The organism is Pseudomonas trivialis, assembly GCF_036864995.1.
Lineage (GTDB): Bacteria > Pseudomonadota > Gammaproteobacteria > Pseudomonadales > Pseudomonadaceae > Aquipseudomonas > Aquipseudomonas trivialis.
In genome coordinates, this window is sequence record NZ_CP142151.1 from 5,333,504 (window position 1) to 5,353,717 (window position 20,214).

A 20,214-nucleotide genomic window follows, 5' to 3' on the forward strand; every position below is an offset into this window, starting at 1 on the left:
AAGTTTGACATGCCCAGCACGGCCCAACGCCGTCTGAGTCCCTTCCAAGCTCGCTGCAACCAACGGTCAAGACCGCTGACCGCTCGCTGCGAGCAATTCCTTCAAGATCGCCGCCGGGTCGGCCCGCTGTTGCTTGCGGTAGTTGCCGACATGGCGAACGAACAGTGTCGCGCGCGTCACCAGGCTCTTGCCGAGCACTGGCTTGCGATCCAACTCTTCCTTGATCCGTTGAAACTGCGCCTGGATCACCGCATCGGTGTAGCGCGTGCCGGTCGCCAGGTTATCGATGTAGATCGCCACCGCGCCGTCGAGGGCGCTGCGGCCGTTGGTGATCGCCATGGCCAACAGCTCGGCGCTGGCGGTGTCCTTGTTGTCCAGCGCCTGCTGACGGCTCTTCTGCAGGTTGGCCAGGCGGATGTTGTAGTTGCCGATGGTCTCGGCCACCAGCGCCGCCGACTGAATCAGGTTGCCCGCCGCTTCCTCGCGTTGCTGGGCGATCAGCGAGACGTTGCGCTTGAGCTCTTCATTGACCAGCCCCAGCTCGGCTTGCAGCTTGGGATCGACGCTGGTGGCAATGATGCTGTCCAGGCGCTTGGTCGGGTCCTGGGCGTCGTCGATGGCGTCGGTCAGCGAGGCCAGTCGGCCTTCTTTCTGCCACTGCGCAAACAGTTCCTTGTAGCGAGAACGCGGTGCCGACAGCGCGCCAATCGCCACGCGAAAACCCGTGGTCTCGTTGCTTTGCTCGGTGCCATCGGCGGCGAACAGCGGGTATTCGCGGCGCATGCCGGTAAACAGCGTGCCCTCGCCTTCCAGGTAGTTGCCGCCCTTGACCACAAAACCACCATAGGTGCCCTGGCGACGACCGGCGTGCACCAGTTGGAAGGATTCCTGGACCATTTCTGCCGCGTTGCCGATCACATCGAACAGGCCGATTGGGTTGGGCAACTTTGTGCCGATGGGCATCAGCCGCGCAGCCTGGCCGGTGCCGCCGGCAACCTGATTGAACACCGCCCAATCGGCCAGCGGGCCATCGCTTTCGCTGCCTTCCAGGCGACGCGGAAACAGCCGCCCTTCCAGGTCCTGGCGGCTCACCGCCTGACCACCGCGTGCGGCGAACTCCCATTCCACTTCGGTCGGCAGGCGCACAAAGCCCAGGCCGCCGTCCTCGGCCGAGGTGCCGCGACCGCTCACTGGCAGCAGGTCTCGGTGGTGTTTCATCAGCCAGGCGCTGTACACCGCCGAGAAGCGCTCGGCCTCAAAGCGCGACAGCTTCACCTTGGGCAAACGCCCGGCCATGCCGCTGGGCGCATCGCACGCAGGCGCAGGCTCGCCACTGGCCAGGGACTGCGCCTGGGCCATGACCTGGGCGTACTGGCGCGCAGTCACTTCGTACTTGCCGATGAAGTAGAGCATCGGCTTGAGCGGAGTCTTGGCGTCGGTCTTGGGCATCAAGGGCGCGATGACCTTGTTCCAGCCCTGCGGCAAATCCTTGAGGGTGAACTGGCCGTTGATGAAGTCGCGGCGGTAGCCGGAGATAAACGACTGCTGGTAGCCGGCCTCGCCTTCGGCAAAGGGATAGCCGAGGCTGATCTCGCGGTCGTCCAGAGTGCCCTGGGCCAGCACGTAGGCGTAGCGGAACACCATGTTGCCGTCGCAGGGCAGCGGCAGGCTCACGTCGTCCGGCAACGGTTTTGGATTGTCGAGCTTGTCGCTTGCCTCATCGGCCCAGGCCAGCGAGGCCAGGCTCAGCGCCACGCAGGCGCCCAGTAATTTATACATCTCTGATTCCTTCAGAAGCCTGGATACGTGACACTCGCCAACCGCCACACGCCGCCGCCACGGCGCTCACGCCGAGCACGGCCACCAGTGCCACGCCGTAATGCCGCGCCAGCAAGTAGCTGGCATGCTCGCCCGGCACCTGCACGAACAGCCGATTCAAACCTGTCTCGGCCAGGCCATACAGCCCGGCACTGAGTACGGCGGCAATGCCTGCGCTGTACAGCGCCTGCACCATCACAAACAACAACAGCGCGGCGGTGGAAAACCCCAACAGGCGCAGCACCGACAATTCGCGCCGCTTGCGCGCCACCGCCGCCAACGCACCGGCAAGCATCGCCGCAAACGCACCCGCCAGGGCCAACCCGGCGATGATCCAGAATACGATCGACAGGTTGCGGCTTAACGACTGCACCTGGGCGATGGTGTTCGCCTGGGTCGATACCAACAGGTTCTGCCCGGCGAAATACACCCGCAGCGACTCCACATCAGCGAGGCTGCGCGCGTACAGGCGGAACGCCGGATACACCCGCTGCTCGACCGCACTAACCTCATCACCCGGCCAACCCAATGCCGGCACCGCGCGGCCATCGCGGTAATCTTCCGCCGCTTCGAGCAAGGCCAGGTCGGCAAACAGACCGTCACGGGCGAAGGCTTCCAGCGGCAACACCGCCAGCACCTGCACCCGCGTGCGCTGTTCTTCCACACGCCCCGCTACCTGACGGGCGAAGCGGGCCTCCAACAGATCCCCCGGCCGCGCCGCGAGCCTCTCGGCGGCGGTATGGCTCAACACGATCTGGTCCAGGCCTTTCGGGATTGGCAAACCATCCAACAATGGATCACCCGCTGCGGTCGGCAGCATTTCCAGCACCAGTGCGCCCACCTGCGCCGTCGCCGCAATCTGCCGCGTACGCGGGATGGCAAATGACACATCGGGGCGCTGGCCGAGCTGCTCGATCAATGCGCTGCTGAATCGACCACCACCCAGCGGAATAATTTCACGGGTGGAGGGGTCCGTCTCCAGGCGTTCGGTCAAACTGCTGACCAGTCCAAATTTCAGGCCGAACAACACCAGCAACGGCGCGATCACCGCTACCAGCGCCAGCACCGAACAGGCCGACAGCCAGGCGTCCCTGCGGTAGTCCTGCCAGGCGAGCGAGGCCACCAGAGCGATGCGCATCAGCAGGCCTCCCCGAGGGTTGCGGTGACGCCGCCATCGGCATCGCGCCGGCAACTGATGCGCCGCACCGGCAAGCCGCTGGCGCGGGCCAGCGGTTCGTCATGGGTGGCGATCACGCAGGCAGCACGCTGCTCACGGGCCCGATCCAGCAGCGCCTGCATCACCCGCTCGGCGTTCAGCGGGTCGAGCGAAGCGGTCGGCTCGTCCGCCAGCACCAATTGCGGCGCATGGGCCAGGGCGCGCGCGCAGCTCACCCGTTGGCGCTGGCTCACCGACAGCGCGGCAGGCGACTTGCCCATCTGATCGCTGATGCCCAGTTGCTCGGCCAATCGCGCCACGCTGCCGTCGTCCTCGAGCCCCAGCAGTTGCCTGGGCAAGGCGATATTGCCGCGCACATCGAGAAACCCCAGCAGGCCACCGGTTTGCAGCACATAGCCCAGGTGACGGCTGCGCAGCGCGGCCAGGGCCGATTGCCGATCGGCGCGCCACAGCCCGCCGATGTCCTGTTGATGAAATTCAAACCGGCCCACCTGATCAGGCGCCAGCACCAGCGCCAGCAGGTCCAGCAAGGTGCTTTTGCCACAGCCACTGGGGCCCACAATTGCCACTTGCTCACCGGCACGCAACGCCAGCGCCGGAATCACCAGGCTGTAGCGCTGGCTGCCGACGCCCCGGCTCTTGTGCACCGCGCAGAGGTTCAGCATCACGGCAGCGTCGACAAAGGCACGCGGTACAACGCATCGCCCGGCTCGGCATCGCCGAATCGGACCCAGTTGGCCAGGTCATTGTGAAAGGTTTCGTAGAGGCGGATTTTCGAATCCAGCTCGTCGATAAAGTCTTCCTGCTCGGCCACGCTCAGCGACAACCACAGGTCCTGAGTCATGTTCAGCGACTTGCTGCGATACGGCAGGCCCTCCAGGTATTCACCAAGAATGCCGCCGTCGGCCAGGTTACCGCCCTTGCGCAAGGCTTGCGGGTCGCGGCTCATGTAGGCCGAAGCGCTGGCGATTTCCTGGAAGAAGTCCTTGGGCGAGGTCTGGGTCTTGCGTGCGGCATCGACGATCAGTTTCAGCGACTGCTGCAAGTCGTTGAGCTGCAACTTGGTCAGCATCACGCACACCTGGAACGCCGGCAGCGCCGGGTTGGTGAGGTCACGGTCGGCGGTCCAGGCGCTCACCAGTTGCGGCGCCTGGCTCGCGGTCTTGCGGCCAAGGAAATCCATGTGCATCGCATAGCCCACCGCTGCCGACTTGTCCGCCAGACTCGGGGCAGCGCTCAACAACGGCACCGGCTGCGGCGTGTTGCTGCGCACCTGGTGCACCAGGTTGGCGAACACCGTGCCGATCTCATCGACACGCTCGCCCAGTTTGCGCACATCACCACCGGGCACCGGCGTATACAGGTCGCCGATCTGCGGGTTGGCGTCGGCCGTAAGGATGCGGTACTGGCTCTCGGCGCCGGCATGGGTTTTCTTGCCGGCATCGGTGCGCAGGTGCAGGGCGTAGACCTTGATCTGCTTGCCCAGCGCGGCCTGGCGCACTTCGGCTTCGTTCATCTGGGTGGCGGCGAACGGATCGTTCTTGCGCAGCGCGCCTGCATCGGTCACCAGCAGGATGATGCGCCCGCCGTAGCCGGACCAGTCCATGCCTTCCACTGCCTGCATCACCCCGGCAAACGCGTCTTCGTTGAATGAATGGCTCGACACGGTGGAGGCCTTGACCTGGCGCGCCATGTCGAGAAACCGCTGCGGGTCGCGACCCTGATCGAGGCTGATCAGGGTCTTGGCCACGTATTCCAGGCCAGGGGTTTTCTTGATGCTGTTGCGAAAGCCCACCAGGCCAAAGCTGACGCTATCCAGCTCGCCGCGCTCGGCGATGCGGGTTTGCAGCTCGTGCACCACGTCGCGAATCTGGTCGATGTAGGGCTGCATCGACACGGTCGTATCCACCACCATCACCACCGCGGTGCGGAAGGCATCGGCGTTGATTGCAGGCGTGGCGGGCCTGGCCACGGCGCTGCTGCCGGGATCGATGGACGCCACGTTGAGCAACTGCACCGGCTGGCCGTTTTCGTCGAAGCTCTCTTTGGAATCGAAGATCGGCAACAGGTAGAACTGGTTCTGCGGCACGGCGCTGGCGGCAGGTTCAAGAGCCAGCACCTGTTGATTGTCGTCGCTGTTTTTCTGCGCCCTGGCCAGGGCACTTTTCGCGGCAGACGGGTCCGCCAGCAGCTTTTCCACCTCGCCGGGCTGGCGCAGGAACATCACCGGCGCACGGCCCGAACGTTCGGTGAACTTGAGCACCAGGCTCTGTTTCCAGTCGCTGACCTGGGAGGCCGGCAACCAACCGTCGCTGCGTCCATCGGTGGCAGCGCCCACGCGCACCCAGGGCTGGCCGCCGGCCGTCTTGCGCTGGTACACGTAGAGCACGGAGAACGCCGGGAGCGCCTTGCCGGACGCACCGCCGGCGTCGCTTGCAAGCGTTGCCCCGGGCTTGCTGAGCACGCGCTGGAACAGGGTTTTCTTGCCGGCCATCAACAGCGGGCGCTGGCCGCCATCCGCCTCGGCCACCGCCGCAGGTGCCGTGACGGCCTTGGGTACTGCGGCCGCTGGCGGCGTGGCCGGCTCATCGTTGCCGCTCAACCACCAGAAGCTCGCGCCGCCAATGGCCAGCGCCACGGCAACCGCCACGGCGGCCAGGGCCAACACCGGCCCACGGTGCTGTTCGGACACCGCGCGATGCTGGGTCGGCGTCACCACCGGCTGACGCACCACTTGCGGTTGCGGCTTGGCGGTCGGGATCTCGATGGATTCGGGCGTGATGCCCGCCAGGTCGAAACTCATCGGCATCGGCAGCGGCCGCACCAGGGTGGCCTCCGGGGAATCCATCGGCAGTTGATCGAGCGCAACCAGCAACGCCGCCGCATCCGCGAACCGCTCGGCCGGGTCCTTGGCCAGCAGCTTGCGCAGCACACCCTGATAACGCCCGTGGTGCACCGGCAATTCCGGCAACGGTTCGGTGAGGTGCGCCAGCGCCGTGGAGAGTGCGTCGGTGCCGTTGTAGGGCAGCTTGCCAACGAGGATTTCGTAGAGCACCACGCCCAGCGCGTACAGATCGGCGCGGCCATCGATCTCCTGGCCCCGCGCCTGCTCCGGGCTCATGTAACTCGGCGTGCCCACGGCAAACCCGGCCTGGGTGAACTGGGTGCGGTCGTCGAGGGACTTGGCGATGCCGAAGTCCGACAACACCGCTGTGCCATCGGCGCGAAACAGGATGTTCGCCGGCTTGACGTCACGGTGCACCAGACCCTGGGCATGGGCATACCCCAGCGCCGAGGCAATCTGGCGGATCAGCGTCACCCCCTGCTGCGGCGTCATGCCGGCGGCGATGCGCTCCTTGAGCGTGCCGTTGGGCAGGTATTCCATGGCCATGTAATACAGCTCACCGACATTGCCGATGTCATGGATGGTCACCGTGTGCGGGTGCGACAGCCGCGCCAGGGTCTTGCCTTCGCGCAGGAAGCGCTCGCAGAAACTCGGGTCGGCCGCCAGCGCCGCCGCCATCACTTTCAGGGCGACCTTGCGCTCCAGCGAACGCTGTGTCGCCAGGTACACGCTGGCCATGGCGCCTTCGCCGATCTCGCCGTCGATGTCGTAACCCGGGATCAGGATGTTCATGCCGATACCTTCACGACGATGGCGGTGATGTTGTCCGGCGCGCCCCGGTTGAGCCCCAGGTGCACCAGGCTGCGCACGATTTCATCGGGTGCGTTGTGGCCGAGTACTTCGCGGATTTCGTGATCTTCGACGGTCTTGGTCAGGCCGTCGCTGCATAACAGGTAGCTGTCGCCGGGAGCGATCAGCAGCTCCACCGCCGCCAGGTTCAACTGGGCCTCCACGCCCACGGCGCGGGTGACGATATTGGCGCGCGGGTGCGTGCGGGCATCGGCTTCGCTGAGCAGGCCGCTATCCTGCAGGTCCTGCACGTAGCTGTGGTCGCGGGAGATGCTGTCGAGCACGCCGTCGCGCAGGCGATACAGGCGACTGTCGCCGGCCCACAGGCACACGCCGCGCAGGCCACGGGCGGCGAGCAGCACCACGGTGCTGCCCATCAGGCTGACGCCACGGTTGGCAGTTTCTTCGCGCACGGCCGTGTTGATGCGGACCAGATCGTTGCGCAGCGCCGCTGTGTATTCGTCGAGGGAACGGCCCATCGCCACACTGCGCAGGCTGTCGACGATCAGGCTGCTGACATAGTCCCCCGCCGCGTGCCCGCCCATGCCGTCGGCCACCACCCACAGGCGGTTTTCCGGCAGGTCCAGGCACGCGTCTTCATTGACTTGGCGCACCATGCCCACATGGCTTTTGCTCGCGGATTTGTACGTCGACCCCATCTACACCACACCTTCTTGTCCGAGCAAAAACTGCGCAAAATCGTCGGTGGCAGGCAAGCCCTGGCACCGTAATAAACTGGGGGCGATCCGCTGCGAACCACGGCCCCACCACAGGCTGGCACCCTCGCAGGCCTGTTCGGCCAGCGCGGCCAGTCGCCCGTGGGGCAAGGTGGCAGCCACCCGTTGCAGGCCGGCGAAACGGCTGTCGACCGCACGCGGTTCGGTCGCCGGCACGCCAAGCCGGTCGAGCCCGGCATTGAAACCTTCGAAGGTAGCGCCGGCATCCAGGGTGCTCAGCAACAGTTCTTCGGCCTGTTCGAACCAGGCATCCGGCCCACCCACCAGCGAAGCCGGGTTGGTGTCGTGATCGAGCAAGGCCACCACCGCCAGCGGGAAATAGCGCCCCACCCGATCGATGCTCGGCATCACCACGCCCGCCGCAGCATCCGGCCCGCACACGCCCGGCGCCAGCACAAAGCGCCACAGCGGGCTCACCAGGTAGACGTTGAGCCAGTCGCCGCCCAGGCTGTTCTGGCTGGCGAGCAGACCCGCCGCCAGCCAGCTGTCCCACGGGCCGACAAAACTCTGGGGCAAGGCGCGGCTGACAAAATCGCCTCGGCTGGCCAACTTGCCGTAGAAGCCCAGGGCGGTCATAGCCGCTCCGGCAGGCTGAAGCCACTGAGTACGCGGCTTTTGAACGGGTTGAACGCACTGTTGGCGCGCAGTTCGTAGGCGATGCTCGCACCGTCCACCCGCAGGCGCAGGTTGAAACGGTCCGGCGAGTTGCCGGCGGTAAGGTCCGATTGCTCCAGCAGGCGGAACCACGCCCACGGGCCGTCCAGCGTCACACCGGAGCGGCCACTGGCCGACGGCGGCATGATGGAAATGCGCACCACGCCAATGCTGCCGGGGTTCGGCCATTGCATCGCCACCGGGCGACTCGGGCCGTGGTCGTAGCTCAATTGCTGGCCGTCGAGGTCGAGCAGAAATTGGGTGATGGTCGGGTCCATCGACACCGGCTTGAGTTCAAAGCGCACGATGGGCTGGGTGCCCCCCGCTCTAAAGAACGCGTCACGAATCGCCGCCGCACGCTGGAAGGTTTGCAGCACGCCCGGGGCGATCCCGAGCTTCTGCGCCGCGCCCGGCTGCCAGCGCCAGGTCTGGCTCGACGTGTCCACGTAAGGCTGCAGGTACTTGCGAAAGTAGTTGTCCATCACCCCGCCCACGCCGAAGAACTGGCCGAAGTCATCCAGGGTCGCGTCGCGCGCGCTGCCCGGTGACATCGGATAGCGCCCGGCCAACGACTGGCGGTACACATTGACCACCTCGCTGACCCAGGCCGCGTTCAGTTGGTTACGCACCCCGCCCATCATGCTGTTGGTGGTGGAGTTGACCACCGACTTGACCATGCCCTGCACCAGCGGCGGCTGACGTTCGGCATTCAGACTGACCCGCGTGGCCGCAGCAGCGGCCTGATTCTTCGCCTCGCCCAGCAGCGCGTCGCCGCTGGCGCCGACCATCGCACTGACCTGCACATACAGCGCGTTCATGTCCGCGAGCAGGCCGTCGATGGCAGCGGGTTCGCCTTCGTTTTTGCTGACGATGCTGTTGAGTTCAGCAAAATGCGCGGTTACCGGATCATCCGCCGCCGCCGGGGTGTTGGCGGTCGGTTGTTCCTGGCCGAGCAGGCTGCCCAGGCGCTCCTTGAGCTTGTCGACGCCGCCTTCCACCGGCACGCCCTTGGCCACCAACTGACGCTCTTCGGCTTGCAGGTCGGTTTCCCTGGCCACCGCCACCAGCAGTTTTTTCAGCGGCGACGTCGGCCCGGAGATCACCCGCAGCACATCGGCCGCCTGGGCCACGCTGGTGATGGGCACGAAATCGATGTCCGCGAGCAACGCATCCCACTGGCGTTGGTAATCCTGGAAGTACAAGCGGCGCACGTCGGCGGCCAGGCTCACCACGTTCTGTTGATCGGCCGGTTCATTGCCCAGTACCCATTGCTCTTCCGCAAGGGTGCCGGTCTGGTTGAGACTGCTCAGCAGGAACGCCTGGCGATACCCCTTGGCGGTAAAAAACCCACTCAATGGCTCGCCCAACGGCTTGCCGCTCTTGCGGCTGAACACCAGCGCGGCATCTCGCCCGGCCGCCTCGTTGAGGCGAAAGTCCGGGATGCCGTCCGGCAGTTTCTGGCGCTTGACCCGGTCATACACGCGCTGGGCCACCGGCAGTTGCTGCAACTGGCGACGCAGGTCGTCGATCAGGCGCGGGTCCAGTCGCGCATTCGGCGGATGGCGGTCGAACAGCGCCTGCAAATGCCCGGTCAGCGCTTGGCGCTGATCGGCCGGCAGGTCCCGTGGCAGGTTGCGGTCCCAGTCCAGCGCAATCCAGGCCTTGATGAAGTCCGGGTCGTAATGCTCGCTGTCAGCCAGCATCAGATAGGCCTTGAGGCCTTCGTACAGGAAGTCCGAATTGCCGCCGCCGTGCAGTTGCTCTTCGATGCGCGTCACCAGACGGGGCGCAAACACGGCGATCAACAGCTTGCGGTAGACACTGGCGGATTCGGCTTCGAGCATGTCGCCCTGATACAGCCCCAGGCCTTCGGACCAACTGGGCGAGTCGCCCGCCAGGTTCTTCACCGCATTGAGCAGCGGCAGTACGGCGAGCACGTCGCGCTGTGCCGGGCTGAGGTTCTGCACGGTCTGGCCCAGGGGCGCGACCTTCTGGTCGACCTGGGCGATATAGGCTTGGTTGGCACGATAACTCACCCACCACACAGCGCTGACCACAACGACCAGCGCCACAGTGGCCGCGAGAACGCCGCGCGCCAGCCATTTGCGCCGCCGCTCGACCTTCGGGTTCACGCCAACCAGTCCACGCTCGGCAAACGCCACGGCGGTGAAGAGTTTTTCGATGAAGTAACTGCGCCCGGTGCCGCTCTGGCGTGCCAGGTGCTGGCGGTCCAGGTTCATGCTCTGGGCCATCGCACCGATCAGGCGATCGATCGGGCTGCCTTCCTGAGTGCCGCTGGTGAAGTAAACGCCGCGCAACAGCACGCGCTCTTCGAACGCATTGGGCTTGAACACGCCTTCGAGGAAGCTTTGCAGGCAATCCTTCAGCGCACCGAACTGCTGCGGGAAGCCGTAGATCAGGTCGCGCCGCGCCGGGTCGCGTTCCTGTTGCAGGCGCTCCACCAGGCGCTCGTTGAGACGCTGTTCCAGGCCGGCAAATTCGCTCTGCAGATGGGCTAGCGGGCTGTCGCTGTTTTTCCCCTCGTCCAGGGCAAAGGTCATGCCCCACACCTGGGCGCGGTCCTCCTTGCTCAGGTTGTCGAAGAACTCCATGAAGCCCGGCACCAGGTCGAGCTTGGTCAGCATCAGGTAGATCGGGAAGCGCACGCCCAACTGGGTGTACAGCTCCTGGATACGCAGACGGATTGCCGCAGCGTGGGCGGCGCGCTCGGCGTCGGTGCCGAGCAGCAAATCCGACAGACTGATGGCGATGAACGCACCGTCGATGGGGCGACGCGAGCGCTGCTTTTTCAGCAGGTCGAGAAAGCCCAGCCACGCGGCCTTGTCCACCGTCGAGTTGCTGTCCTGGGTGGTGTAGCGGCCGGCGGTGTCGAGCAGTACCGCCTGATCGGTAAACCACCAATCGCAATTGCGCGTGCCGCCAACCCCACGTACCGCGCCGGCGCCGAGCTGGGCGGCCAGCGGAAAATGCAGGCCGGAATTGACCAGCGCGGTGGTCTTGCCAGACCCCGGCGGCCCGATGATCACGTACCACGGCAGCTCGTAGAGGTTGCGCCGCTCATCACCGCCCAGCTTGGCTTTTTTCAGCAGCGCCAGGGCTTCGTCCATGCGCTGGCGCAGGGTCGACAATTCTTCGGCAGTGGCCACGCTGTTGGGGTCCGCCGGGGTGTCGGCAGCGAGGCTGCGCAGCACTTCGGCGGCCTGCCGGCGGGCCTGAATGATGCGCCACACGCGGTAGCCGACCCACACCGCAAACACCAGGATGATCAGCGCCCAGCGCCGTCCTTCGGGCACCAGCACGTCGAGCAACGGCCCGACAAACCAGATGATCAGGCTCAGGGCGATCAGGCCCAGCAGCGGGATCACCCAGCGAATCATGAAACTGAAAAACGCCTTCACTCGACGCCCTCCGCCAATACAGTGATTTCAACCCGGCGATTGCGGGCACGGCCTTCTGCGGTGGCGTTGGTCGCCAGCGGTTCGGTGTCGCTGCGGCCTTCGGCACTGAAGCGCTCGGCCTGGCCGGTCTTGGCGGCGAGAATCTCCAGTACCGACTTGGCCCGCGCTTCGGACAAGGCCCAGTTGGACGGGAAGCGCAACGTGGCAATCGGGCGGTTGTCGCTGTGGCCGGTAACACGCACCTGGCCCTTGACCTTGCGGATGGCGTCAGCGATGCGCAGCATCAACGGCTGGTAGTTGTCGACGATGCTCGCGCTGGCCGAGGCGAACAGCTCGTCACCCTTGATCGTCACCACGGAGCGGTCGACCTTGTCCTCCACCGCAACGCGACCGGCCTTGATGTCTTCGGCCAGAAAGCCCGCCAGGCGCGGCCGTTCGATGACTTTGGGCTGCGCCACCGGACGGTCGATGGCCTGCACCGGGATCTCGCCCAGGGCGTGGATATTCTTGAACACCGGCTCCGCGTCCGAGGCCAGCTTCAGGCGCAAGCCGAACAGCAACGCCAGCAGCAGCGCCAAGCCAATGGCCACGGCGATCCACGGCGGCATGAACTGCGCCAGGCGATCGCGCGCCACGGTCACGCCGCGCCAGTGCGGCGACAGCTCGCGCTCATGCTCACCACGGGCACTGCGAATCGCTGCGGCGGTGCGCTCACGTAGCGCTTCGAGCTGGCTGCGACCGTCGTTCATCACGCGGTAGCGACCTTCGAAACCCAGACACAGACACAAGTACAGCAGCTCCAGCAGGTACAGACGTTCCCGTGGGCTTTGCAGGCAATGGTCGAGCAACTGAAAGACCTTTTCGCCGCCCCAGGCTTCGTTGTGCACGGTGATCAGCAGGCTCTGTTTACCCCAGTCACTGGTGCTGCCCCACGGCGTGCTGAGCACGGCTTCATCGAGGGCGGTGCACAGCGCGTAACGCGCCAGCAGCACTTCGTTGCGCGGGATACCGGCGGCTTCGGCGCGCTCTTCGAACTGGCGCAGGTAGGCCAGCAACTGCGCGCGCAGGCTGGCCGGTGCCGGGTGGGCGATGGTGTTGCGCAGGCGCGTCAGCAGCGCCAACAGCGGGCCGGCAGCACTTTCCAGCGGGTTGAGGCCCTGGCTTTTGCCGGTGAGAATCGGCGCCGCCGGCATTGCCAACGGGGCAGGCTCGGCACGCGCAGGTTCCGGCGCGCGACCACCCGGGCGCGGCATGAACTGGGTGCGGTCATCGTCATTGGGATGCATCGCGGTTTATCCTCGAATCGCCCAGAAGGCCAGGTTCAAGCCCGGGAACTGCCCGGCGATATGGAAGGCGAACCCACCGGAATTACCCAGTTGCTGCCAGTGTTCGCTGCCACGGTCCAGCTCGTAGTAGGTGGAGCCTGCGTGGTACGGCAGTTGGCGCGGCGCCACCGGCAAGGGCAGCAGGCCGATACCCGGCAGTTGCAGGTTGACCAGGTCGCGGATGTGCTCCACCGAACCGACCTTGCTCTGCTGGCCGAAGCGCGCGCGCAGGGTTTCGCCGGGTACATCGGCACGCACCACGAGGATGAAGCTGGCACTGTCGAGCAGGGTCTTGTCCGCCAGCATGGCAACGTGCACGCCGTAGGCTTTCTCGACAATCGGGATCGGTGTGGCCTTGCTGTCGATCAGCATCGACAGCGCTTCACGTAGCGCCGCCATCACCGGAGCGAAGCTCAGGGCCAGGTCGTCGTGCTGGTAGTGCGGGTATTCCTGGGGGCGTCGACCCGAGGTGGCAAAGGTGGAGAACTCACCGGCCAGACTCACCAGTTCGCTGAAGAACCGCTCCGGGTGCAGCGGGCTCAGTTGGGTCAGGTGCTGGATCAGCGGCTGCGCACGGTTGACCAGTTGCAGCAGCATGAAATCGGCAATCTCCGAGGCGCCGCCAGCGCCCGAAGCCACCACGCGACCGGCCAGGGCTTCGCCGCGCTGGTGCAGCAGGCCGAGCAATTCACTGCGAAACGCGCTCAGCGGTTTGCTGGCGGCCACGTCCAGCACCGGCGGGATGTAGGTGTCGTCGAGCACCAAGGCGCGGTCGGCGCGTTTTTCCTTGATGCGCACCAGGCCCACGGCGGCGTAGTCGCTGATGCCATCTTCGGCGATGAGCAGGCGCAAGGCACGCGCGCCCACGGCCACGGGTGTGCGGTTTTCGAACGGTGCGTTATCGTCGCGCACTTCGCGCACCTGGCTCACGTAACGCGCTGCTTCCAGCGCTTCGCCGGCCTCTACCGTGTCCCGCGCACCGGCACGCTTGAGCGGCAAGGCCAGGTACACCAGGCCGTCGCGCAGGTTGTCGTCGATGTTCAGCGGGCTTGGCGCCAGGTCATCCTGAGGAATATTGAACGGCGTGCCATCGGGCAACAGGCCCCGCGCCGAGACAATCGCCAGCTTGCCCTGGGCCAGCAGGCCCTGGTCGATCAGCAGCTCGGAAAAGCCCCAGGCGCCGGCAGACAGCGGGCGGCTGCGAGCATCAATCAGGTTCTCGAGGTAACGGTCATGCTGCTGGAAGTGCTGCGTTCCGATGAACATGCCTTCCGACCAGACCACGCGATTGTTCCAGGACATGGGAGCTCCGATGATTTCTTATTGGGCAGGGCTGGAGGGGGAGCCACGACGTCGGCGCGCACGGCACGTACATCGAGGCTGATCTGGTGTTCGGTGTTCTGGCGCGGCGGCACGTTGATCACCGTGCGCCATTGCGCGCGATCCAGTTCGCGATAGCCCACCAGCAGGCCAACCTGGCGCGTGGCGGGGTCGAGGGGGCGCCGGATGCTCAGTTGCTGGCCGGGCTGTACCATCACTTCGTCCTGGTCCAGCAGGTCGAGGCCGAGGGTGGACTGCGCGCGGTCGGCCAGGGCGAAGTAGTCTGCGCGGGCGAAGGTGGCGGCGTTTTTCAGTTCGAAAATGCGCACCCGTACCGGCGCGGCCTGGCCATTGGCGCCGGGGTTGAGCCCGGCAATGGCGTGAAAATGCAGCGTGATGGCGGCGCTGTTCGCGTCGGCGTCAGCCGCGCTTTCGGGCCTGGCCGCATCCTTCGCACACGCCGTCAGCAGCAGCGCGGTGGCGGCTGCGAGTAAAAACCTGAAAATCATCCTGTGTCCTCAATGACGTACTTGGCTATCCGTTGAATCCTGGGTCGCGTCGGGGTCAGCGACGCTGTCGTGCACTGTGCTCCTCGTAGGCCCGGCTGAACTCGCGGCCGAACAGGTCCTGGAAATCTTCCTGGGCCTCGCGGGAAATATTGCTGTAGAGCTCGGTGAACTGCTGCCAGTACTGGGCCTGACGCGAACCATTGAAAAGACTCGACAGCCCGCCGGGCTTGCCCATGCGCTCTTCCAGCTGCGCCGGTTCAAAGCGCGCCAGCAAGTGCTTGAGCGCCGCTTCCACGCCGGCCATCACCGCCAGCTGGTGCGCGCGCAGGTCATCGAAACTCTCGCGCACGGCCACATCCGGCGCCATGAACGCCTGGTTGCCATGACGCAGCAACAGCAGTAACGCTTCGTCGGCATTCGGGGCGAATTTCAACGGATTGTTTTCGGCGGGCTGGATCATGGTCTGCTGCATGCGGAACTCGCCCTTGAGGCTGGCGCGGGCACGCAACACATCTATCAGGCCCTCGACCATCAGCCGGTAGCTGCGGCCGATGCTCTCCATCTGGGCGCTGGCGGCGGCGTTGTCCAGGCGCAGCGCGTCAAGGCCGGCACCGCGCAGGAAGGCTTGCAAAAGGTCGGGCTGGGGCGGAGTTTCGGCCACGGGGAGCACAGGCTCGACCACAGGTGGCGCGGTGATAATGGGTGCGGGGGGCGGCGCGTCGCCAAGCAGGTCCCAGTCTTCGGGAATCACTGCAGCCGACGCTCCAGGCGGTTCGACAAGCGACGCGACGACGGGCGCGGGTGGGCGGAAATCGTGTTGCTCGGACGGCACATGATCGGCCACGGTCGGCGGCGGTACGGCGGCGGGGGCGAGAAAGTCGAACAGGTCCGGCAGGGTGTCCATCGACGAGGCGCCCTGGAACTGCGGTGCAATCGCAGGCGTGGCCTTGGGCGTGTTCGCAACAGCGCCCATCAGCGCCTCGAAGCTGTTCGGCGAGTCACCGGCAAAGGCTTGGCTATCAATGGCTTGCACATTGAAATCGATGCGCGCCTGGATTTCGTAATCACCAATACGGATCAACTCGCCGTCCTGTAACGGCTCGCTGTTACCGCGCCGCATACGAATGCCGGCGTTAACCAATTCAACACCGTTGGTGCTGTTATCGGTTAAATAGTAACGGCCATCCTTGTATTGAATAACGCAATGTTGTGAGGAGACCAGGCGCTCTGGATCAGGCAATACCCAGTCATTTTCCGAACTGCGGCCGATCGCCATCGAGCCCTGATTAATGGACTTTTCGGGGCATTGCCCAGGGGTGATCTTGTGATAACTAGTGATAGTCAAACACAGCGACATCTTGCCTCCTTGCTGATACTTCGCCGCGCAGGCGATTCCCGGGACAACGTTTCCCGAGATTCCCCTTCAGGTCGCGCAACCGAGCTTCGAAACCTGCTTTTGTCAGCATGATCGCTGATCTTAACCGGGCTCTGTGACAAAAATCCTGCGGGGGTGCTTCACTCGACCCGCCAGTCGCACAAGTTGTTAAGCACCGCACATCTGTCACAGAGGGCGAATAGCTTACCTTGACAAGGCGTAACTACTACACCAAAAATGCACAACTTCTTGCATAGACGTGATGTCACATTAGTGGCATGCGATTTATATGACAAAGAAACCATGCAAAGTTCCTCGCGCAACTAATGCATGAATTGCTCGCCCTCCAGCGGGCTGATAGGGAGATCAATTTCAGTGGATGTGCCGTTGCTGCTCACCGCCGTTTCCGCGAACTCGCCATGTGGCGAAGACATGGAATATGACGCGCAATTTCTCCAACTGGAACGTGATGCCAAGGGCCAGCCCGAGCGCAGCATGGGCGACTCCATCCTGCCCGCCGAACCCCCGGAGTGGCGCAGCATCCAGCAGCAAAGCCTCGACTTGCTGCAGCGCAGCAAAGACCTGCGCATCACCCACTTTCTGCTGCAAAGCGCCCTCGCCCTCCAGGGTGTCGCGGGGCTGGCCGACGTCCTCACGCTGATCGATGCGCTGCTGCGCCAATACTGGGCCGAGCTGCACCCGCGCCTGGATGCCGACGACGACAACGACCCGACCGTGCGCATCAACGCCCTCTCCGGCCTGGCCAGCGACACCACCGTCCGCCTGCTGCGCGAAAGCATCCTCACGCGCTCACGCACCTTCGGCCCGGTGACCCTGCGCGCCGCGCTCAATGCCAGCGGCCTGCTGAGCTTCCCCGATGAGCAACTCGGCGCGCAGCAACTCAACGCTGCGTTCCTCGACAGCGATCCCGACCAGCTGCAAGCCACCCGCGACGCCCTGAGCGCGGCGCGTGCCGCCTGCGAAGCCATCGAACAACAGGTCAACGATCAGGTCGGTTCCGCCCAGGGCGTGGACCTCAGCGCCTTGAAGCTGCCGCTCAAACAGGCGTTGCACCTGCTCAATCAAGCGGTGCCCGGCACCGACAGCAGCCGCGAACCCGAGGCCGTCAGTGACGACAGTGCCCCCTCGGTCGACTTCGCCGCAGCCCCGGCCGCACCGCGTCCGGCTGGCGATATCGCCAGCCGCGATGACGTGCTGCGCAGCCTCGACAAGATCCTTGCGTATTACACCCGGCACGAGCCTTCGAGCCCGCTGCCGGTGCTGTTGAATCGCGCAAAGAATCTGGTGCACGCCGATTTCGCGGCCATCGTGCGCAATCTGATTCCCGACGGCATGTCCCAATTTGAAAACCTGCGCGGCCCGGACGGCGAGTAAGCCGCTTGACTGAGCAGTAACAACACCGTCGCTCAAGCGACCAGGAGCAGCAACGTGGCGAAGCAAAGTTCTCAGAAGTTCATCGCGCGCAACCGCGCGCCTCGGGTGCAGATCGAGTACGACGTCGAGCTTTACGGCGCCGAAAAAAAGGTCCAGCTGCCCTTCGTGATGGGCGTGATGGCCGACCTCGCCGGCAAGCCTGCCGAGCCTCTGGCGGCGGTCGCCGACCGCAAGTTCCTTGAAGTGGACGTCGACAACTTCGACTCGCGCCTCAAGGCCATGCAGCCGCGCGTAGCGTTCCATGTCCCCAACGAACTGACCGGCGAAGGCAACCTGAGCCTGGACATCACCTTCGAAAGCATGGACGACTTCAGCCCCGCCGCCGTGGCGCGCAAGGTCGACTCGCTGAACCAGCTGCTCGAAGCGCGCACCCAACTGGCCAACCTGCTGACCTACATGGACGGCAAGACTGGCGCTGAAGAAATCATCATGAAGGCGATCAAGGACCCGGCACTGCTCCAGGCACTTGCCAGCGCGCCGAAGCCTGTAGGGGATCAGTAATCATGACCGACACTACCGTTCGCGAAGGCGCGCTCAACCTGGGCGCCACCGAAGAAACCAGCGAGTTCGCATCCCTGCTGATGCAGGAATTCAAGCCCAAGACCGAGCGTGCCCGCGAAGCCGTGGAAACCGCCGTGCGCACCCTGGCCGAACAGGCTCTGGCGCAAACCGATCTGGTGTCCAACGACGCGATCAAGTCGATCGAATCGATCATCGCCGCCATCGACGCCAAGCTCACCGCCCAGGTCAACCAGATCATTCACCACCAGGACTTCCAGCAACTGGAAAGCGCCTGGCGTGGTCTGCACTACCTGGTCAACAACACCGAGAGCGATGAGCAGCTGAAGATTCGCGTGCTCAACATCTCCAAGCCCGAACTGCACAAGACCTTGAAGAAATTCAAGGGCACCGCGTGGGACCAGAGTCCGATCTTCAAGAAGATGTACGAAGAGGAATACGGTCAGTTCGGCGGCGAACCTTATGGCTGCCTGGTGGGCGACTACTACTTCGACCAGTCGCCACCGGACGTGGAGCTGCTGGGCGAGCTGTCGAAAGTCTGTGCCGCCATGCACTCTCCGTTCATCGCTGCGGCCTCGCCGACCGTGATGGGCATGGGCTCGTGGCAGGAGCTGTCGAACCCGCGCGACCTGACCAAGATCTTCACCACCCCGGAATACGCCGGCTGGCGCTCGCTGCGTGAATCGGAAGACTCGCGCTACATCGGCCTGACCATGCCGCGCTTCCTCGCGCGCCTGCCGTACGGCGCCAAGACCGACCCGGTGGAGGCCTTCGCCTTCGAAGAAAACACCGACGGCGCCGACAGCTCCAAGTACACCTGGGCCAACGCCGCGTACGCGATGGCGGTGAACATCAACCGTTCGTTCAAACACTACGGCTGGTGCTCGCGCATCCGTGGCATCGAGTCCGGCGGCGAAGTGGAAAACCTGCCGGCGCACACGTTCCCGACCGACGATGGTGGCGTGGACATGAAGTGCCCGACCGAAATCGCCATCAGCGACCGCCGTGAAGCGGAACTGGCCAAAAACGGTTTCATGCCGCTGCTGCACAAGAAAAATACCGACTTCGCCGCGTTCATCGGCGCCCAGTCGCTGCAAAAACCAGCCGAATACGACGACCCGGACGCCACTGCCAACGCCAACCTGGCCGCGCGCCTGCCGTACCTGTTCGCCACCTGCCGTTTCGCGCACTACTTGAAGTGCATCGTGCGCGACAAGGTCGGCTCCTTCAAAGAGAAGGACGAGATGCAGCGCTGGTTGCAGGACTGGATCCTCAACTACGTCGACGGCGACCCTGCGCACTCCACCGAAACCACCAAGGCCCAGCACCCGTTGGCTGCCGCCGAAGTGATCGTGGAAGACGTCGAGGGCAACCCGGGTTACTACAACTCCAGGTTCTACCTGCGCCCGCACTACCAGCTTGAAGGGCTGACGGTGTCGTTGCGTCTGGTCTCGAAGCTGCCTTCGGCGAAAAGCGCCTGATCCAACGTTGAGCTAGCTCTTCTGTGGGAGGGGCTTGCTCCCGATGGCATCACCTCGATCGGCCTGACAGACCGAGTTGCCTGCATCGGGGCAAGCCCCCTCCCACAGAGAAGCACTGCCCCTTTCGGGGCATAACAAATTCAGTGGCCTGGGCCACACAGGGAGAAAACATGGCTGTTGATATTTTCATCAAGATTGGCGACATCAAGGGCGAGTCCATGGACAAGGCCCACAAGGACGAAATCGACGTGCTGAACTGGAGCTGGGGCATGGCCCAGTCCGGCAACATGCACGTGGGCGGTGGCGGCGGCGCCGGCAAGGTGAATATCCAGGACCTGTCGCTGACCAAGTACGTCGACAAGGCGTCGCCCAACCTGATGATGCACTGCGCCAGCGGCAAGCACATCGACAAGGTCAAGCTGACCGTGCGCAAGACCGGTGGCGAGAGCCAGGTTGAGTACATGGTGATCAACCTGGAAGAAGTGCTGGTCACGTCCCTGAGCACCGGCGGTTCGGGCAGCGATGATCGCCTGACCGAAAACGTCACGCTGAACTTCGCCCAGGTGCTGGTCGACTACCAGCCGCAGAAAGCCGACGGCACCAAAGACGGCGGCCCGATCAAGTTTGGCTGGAACATCCGGTCCAACACCAAGCGTTGATAAAACACACCCCCGTCGTTACGCGCCGGGGGTTTTGGTGCTTGCTCGCATTCGACCTTTTCCTCTTCGGTA

The 20,214-nt window shown here is 64.6% G+C and carries 14 protein-coding genes and 1 pseudogene; 4 read left to right on the top strand and 11 right to left on the bottom strand.

Going from position 1 to position 20,214, the window contains the following annotated elements; translation table 11 throughout:
- Positions 1–66: 66 nt before the first annotated feature.
- The 11 genes and pseudogenes from VRB54_RS23795 to tagH form a co-directional block, all read right to left on the bottom strand.
- The gene (locus VRB54_RS23795) at positions 67–1,779 is read right to left on the bottom strand and encodes a formylglycine-generating enzyme family protein (RefSeq protein ID WP_338478972.1); all 1,713 of its coding nucleotides are present in this window, start codon (positions 1,777–1,779) and stop codon (positions 67–69) included.
- A complete protein-coding gene (locus tag VRB54_RS23800) occupies positions 1,772–2,956 on the bottom strand; it encodes an ABC transporter permease (protein WP_338478973.1) in 1,185 nt (394 codons plus the stop codon). The genes VRB54_RS23795 and VRB54_RS23800 overlap by 8 nt, the downstream gene beginning before the upstream one ends.
- The gene (locus VRB54_RS23805) at positions 2,956–3,660 is read right to left on the bottom strand and encodes an ABC transporter ATP-binding protein (RefSeq protein ID WP_338478974.1); all 705 of its coding nucleotides are present in this window, start codon (positions 3,658–3,660) and stop codon (positions 2,956–2,958) included. Before VRB54_RS23805 ends, VRB54_RS23800 begins: the two co-directional genes overlap by 1 nt.
- Positions 3,660–6,632, bottom strand: a complete 2,973-nt coding sequence (locus tag VRB54_RS23810) for a serine/threonine-protein kinase (RefSeq protein WP_338478975.1) — start codon at positions 6,630–6,632, stop codon at positions 3,660–3,662. The genes VRB54_RS23805 and VRB54_RS23810 overlap by 1 nt, the downstream gene beginning before the upstream one ends.
- The gene (locus VRB54_RS23815) at positions 6,629–7,348 is read right to left on the bottom strand and encodes a PP2C family protein-serine/threonine phosphatase (RefSeq protein WP_338478976.1); all 720 of its coding nucleotides are present in this window, start codon (positions 7,346–7,348) and stop codon (positions 6,629–6,631) included. The genes VRB54_RS23810 and VRB54_RS23815 overlap by 4 nt, the downstream gene beginning before the upstream one ends.
- On the bottom strand, positions 7,349–8,002 hold the full coding sequence (gene tagF, locus VRB54_RS23820; protein WP_338478977.1) for a type VI secretion system-associated protein TagF: 654 nt from the start codon (positions 8,000–8,002) through the stop codon (positions 7,349–7,351). It abuts the gene before it with no gap.
- Positions 7,999–11,499 (bottom strand): type VI secretion system membrane subunit TssM, encoded by a 3,501-nt coding sequence (gene tssM, locus VRB54_RS23825; protein ID WP_338478978.1) that lies wholly within the window; start codon positions 11,497–11,499, stop codon positions 7,999–8,001. The genes tagF and tssM overlap by 4 nt, the downstream gene beginning before the upstream one ends.
- The gene (locus VRB54_RS23830; protein ID WP_338478979.1) at positions 11,496–12,785 is read right to left on the bottom strand and encodes a DotU family type VI secretion system protein; all 1,290 of its coding nucleotides are present in this window, start codon (positions 12,783–12,785) and stop codon (positions 11,496–11,498) included. The genes tssM and VRB54_RS23830 overlap by 4 nt, the downstream gene beginning before the upstream one ends.
- 6 nt (positions 12,786–12,791) lie before the next feature.
- A complete protein-coding gene (gene tssK / locus VRB54_RS23835) occupies positions 12,792–14,126 on the bottom strand; it encodes a type VI secretion system baseplate subunit TssK (protein ID WP_231422294.1) in 1,335 nt (444 codons plus the stop codon).
- Positions 14,127–14,144: 18 nt separating this feature from the next.
- Positions 14,145–14,653: pseudogene (gene tssJ / locus VRB54_RS23840) on the bottom strand (type VI secretion system lipoprotein TssJ).
- Between the two features lie 55 nt (positions 14,654–14,708).
- Positions 14,709–16,010, bottom strand: a complete 1,302-nt coding sequence (tagH, locus tag VRB54_RS23845; protein ID WP_338478980.1) for a type VI secretion system-associated FHA domain protein TagH — start codon at positions 16,008–16,010, stop codon at positions 14,709–14,711.
- A 393-nt stretch (positions 16,011–16,403) separates the two neighbouring features.
- Between tagH and tssA the strand changes: the two genes are divergently transcribed.
- The 4 genes from tssA (at position 16,404) to VRB54_RS23865 (ending at position 20,142) form a co-directional block, all read left to right on the top strand.
- Complete coding sequence (gene tssA / locus VRB54_RS23850; RefSeq protein WP_338478981.1) at positions 16,404–17,423, top strand: type VI secretion system protein TssA; 1,020 nt, start codon at positions 16,404–16,406, stop codon at positions 17,421–17,423.
- Between the two features lie 54 nt (positions 17,424–17,477).
- Entirely contained in the window at positions 17,478–17,984 is a 507-nt protein-coding gene (gene tssB / locus VRB54_RS23855; RefSeq protein ID WP_338478982.1) for a type VI secretion system contractile sheath small subunit, read from the top strand.
- 2 nt (positions 17,985–17,986) lie between these two features.
- Positions 17,987–19,483, top strand: a complete 1,497-nt coding sequence (gene tssC / locus VRB54_RS23860) for a type VI secretion system contractile sheath large subunit (protein WP_057006334.1) — start codon at positions 17,987–17,989, stop codon at positions 19,481–19,483.
- A 170-nt stretch (positions 19,484–19,653) separates the two neighbouring features.
- Entirely contained in the window at positions 19,654–20,142 is a 489-nt protein-coding gene (locus VRB54_RS23865) for a type VI secretion system tube protein Hcp (protein WP_338478983.1), read from the top strand.
- Positions 20,143–20,214 lie beyond the last annotated feature (72 nt).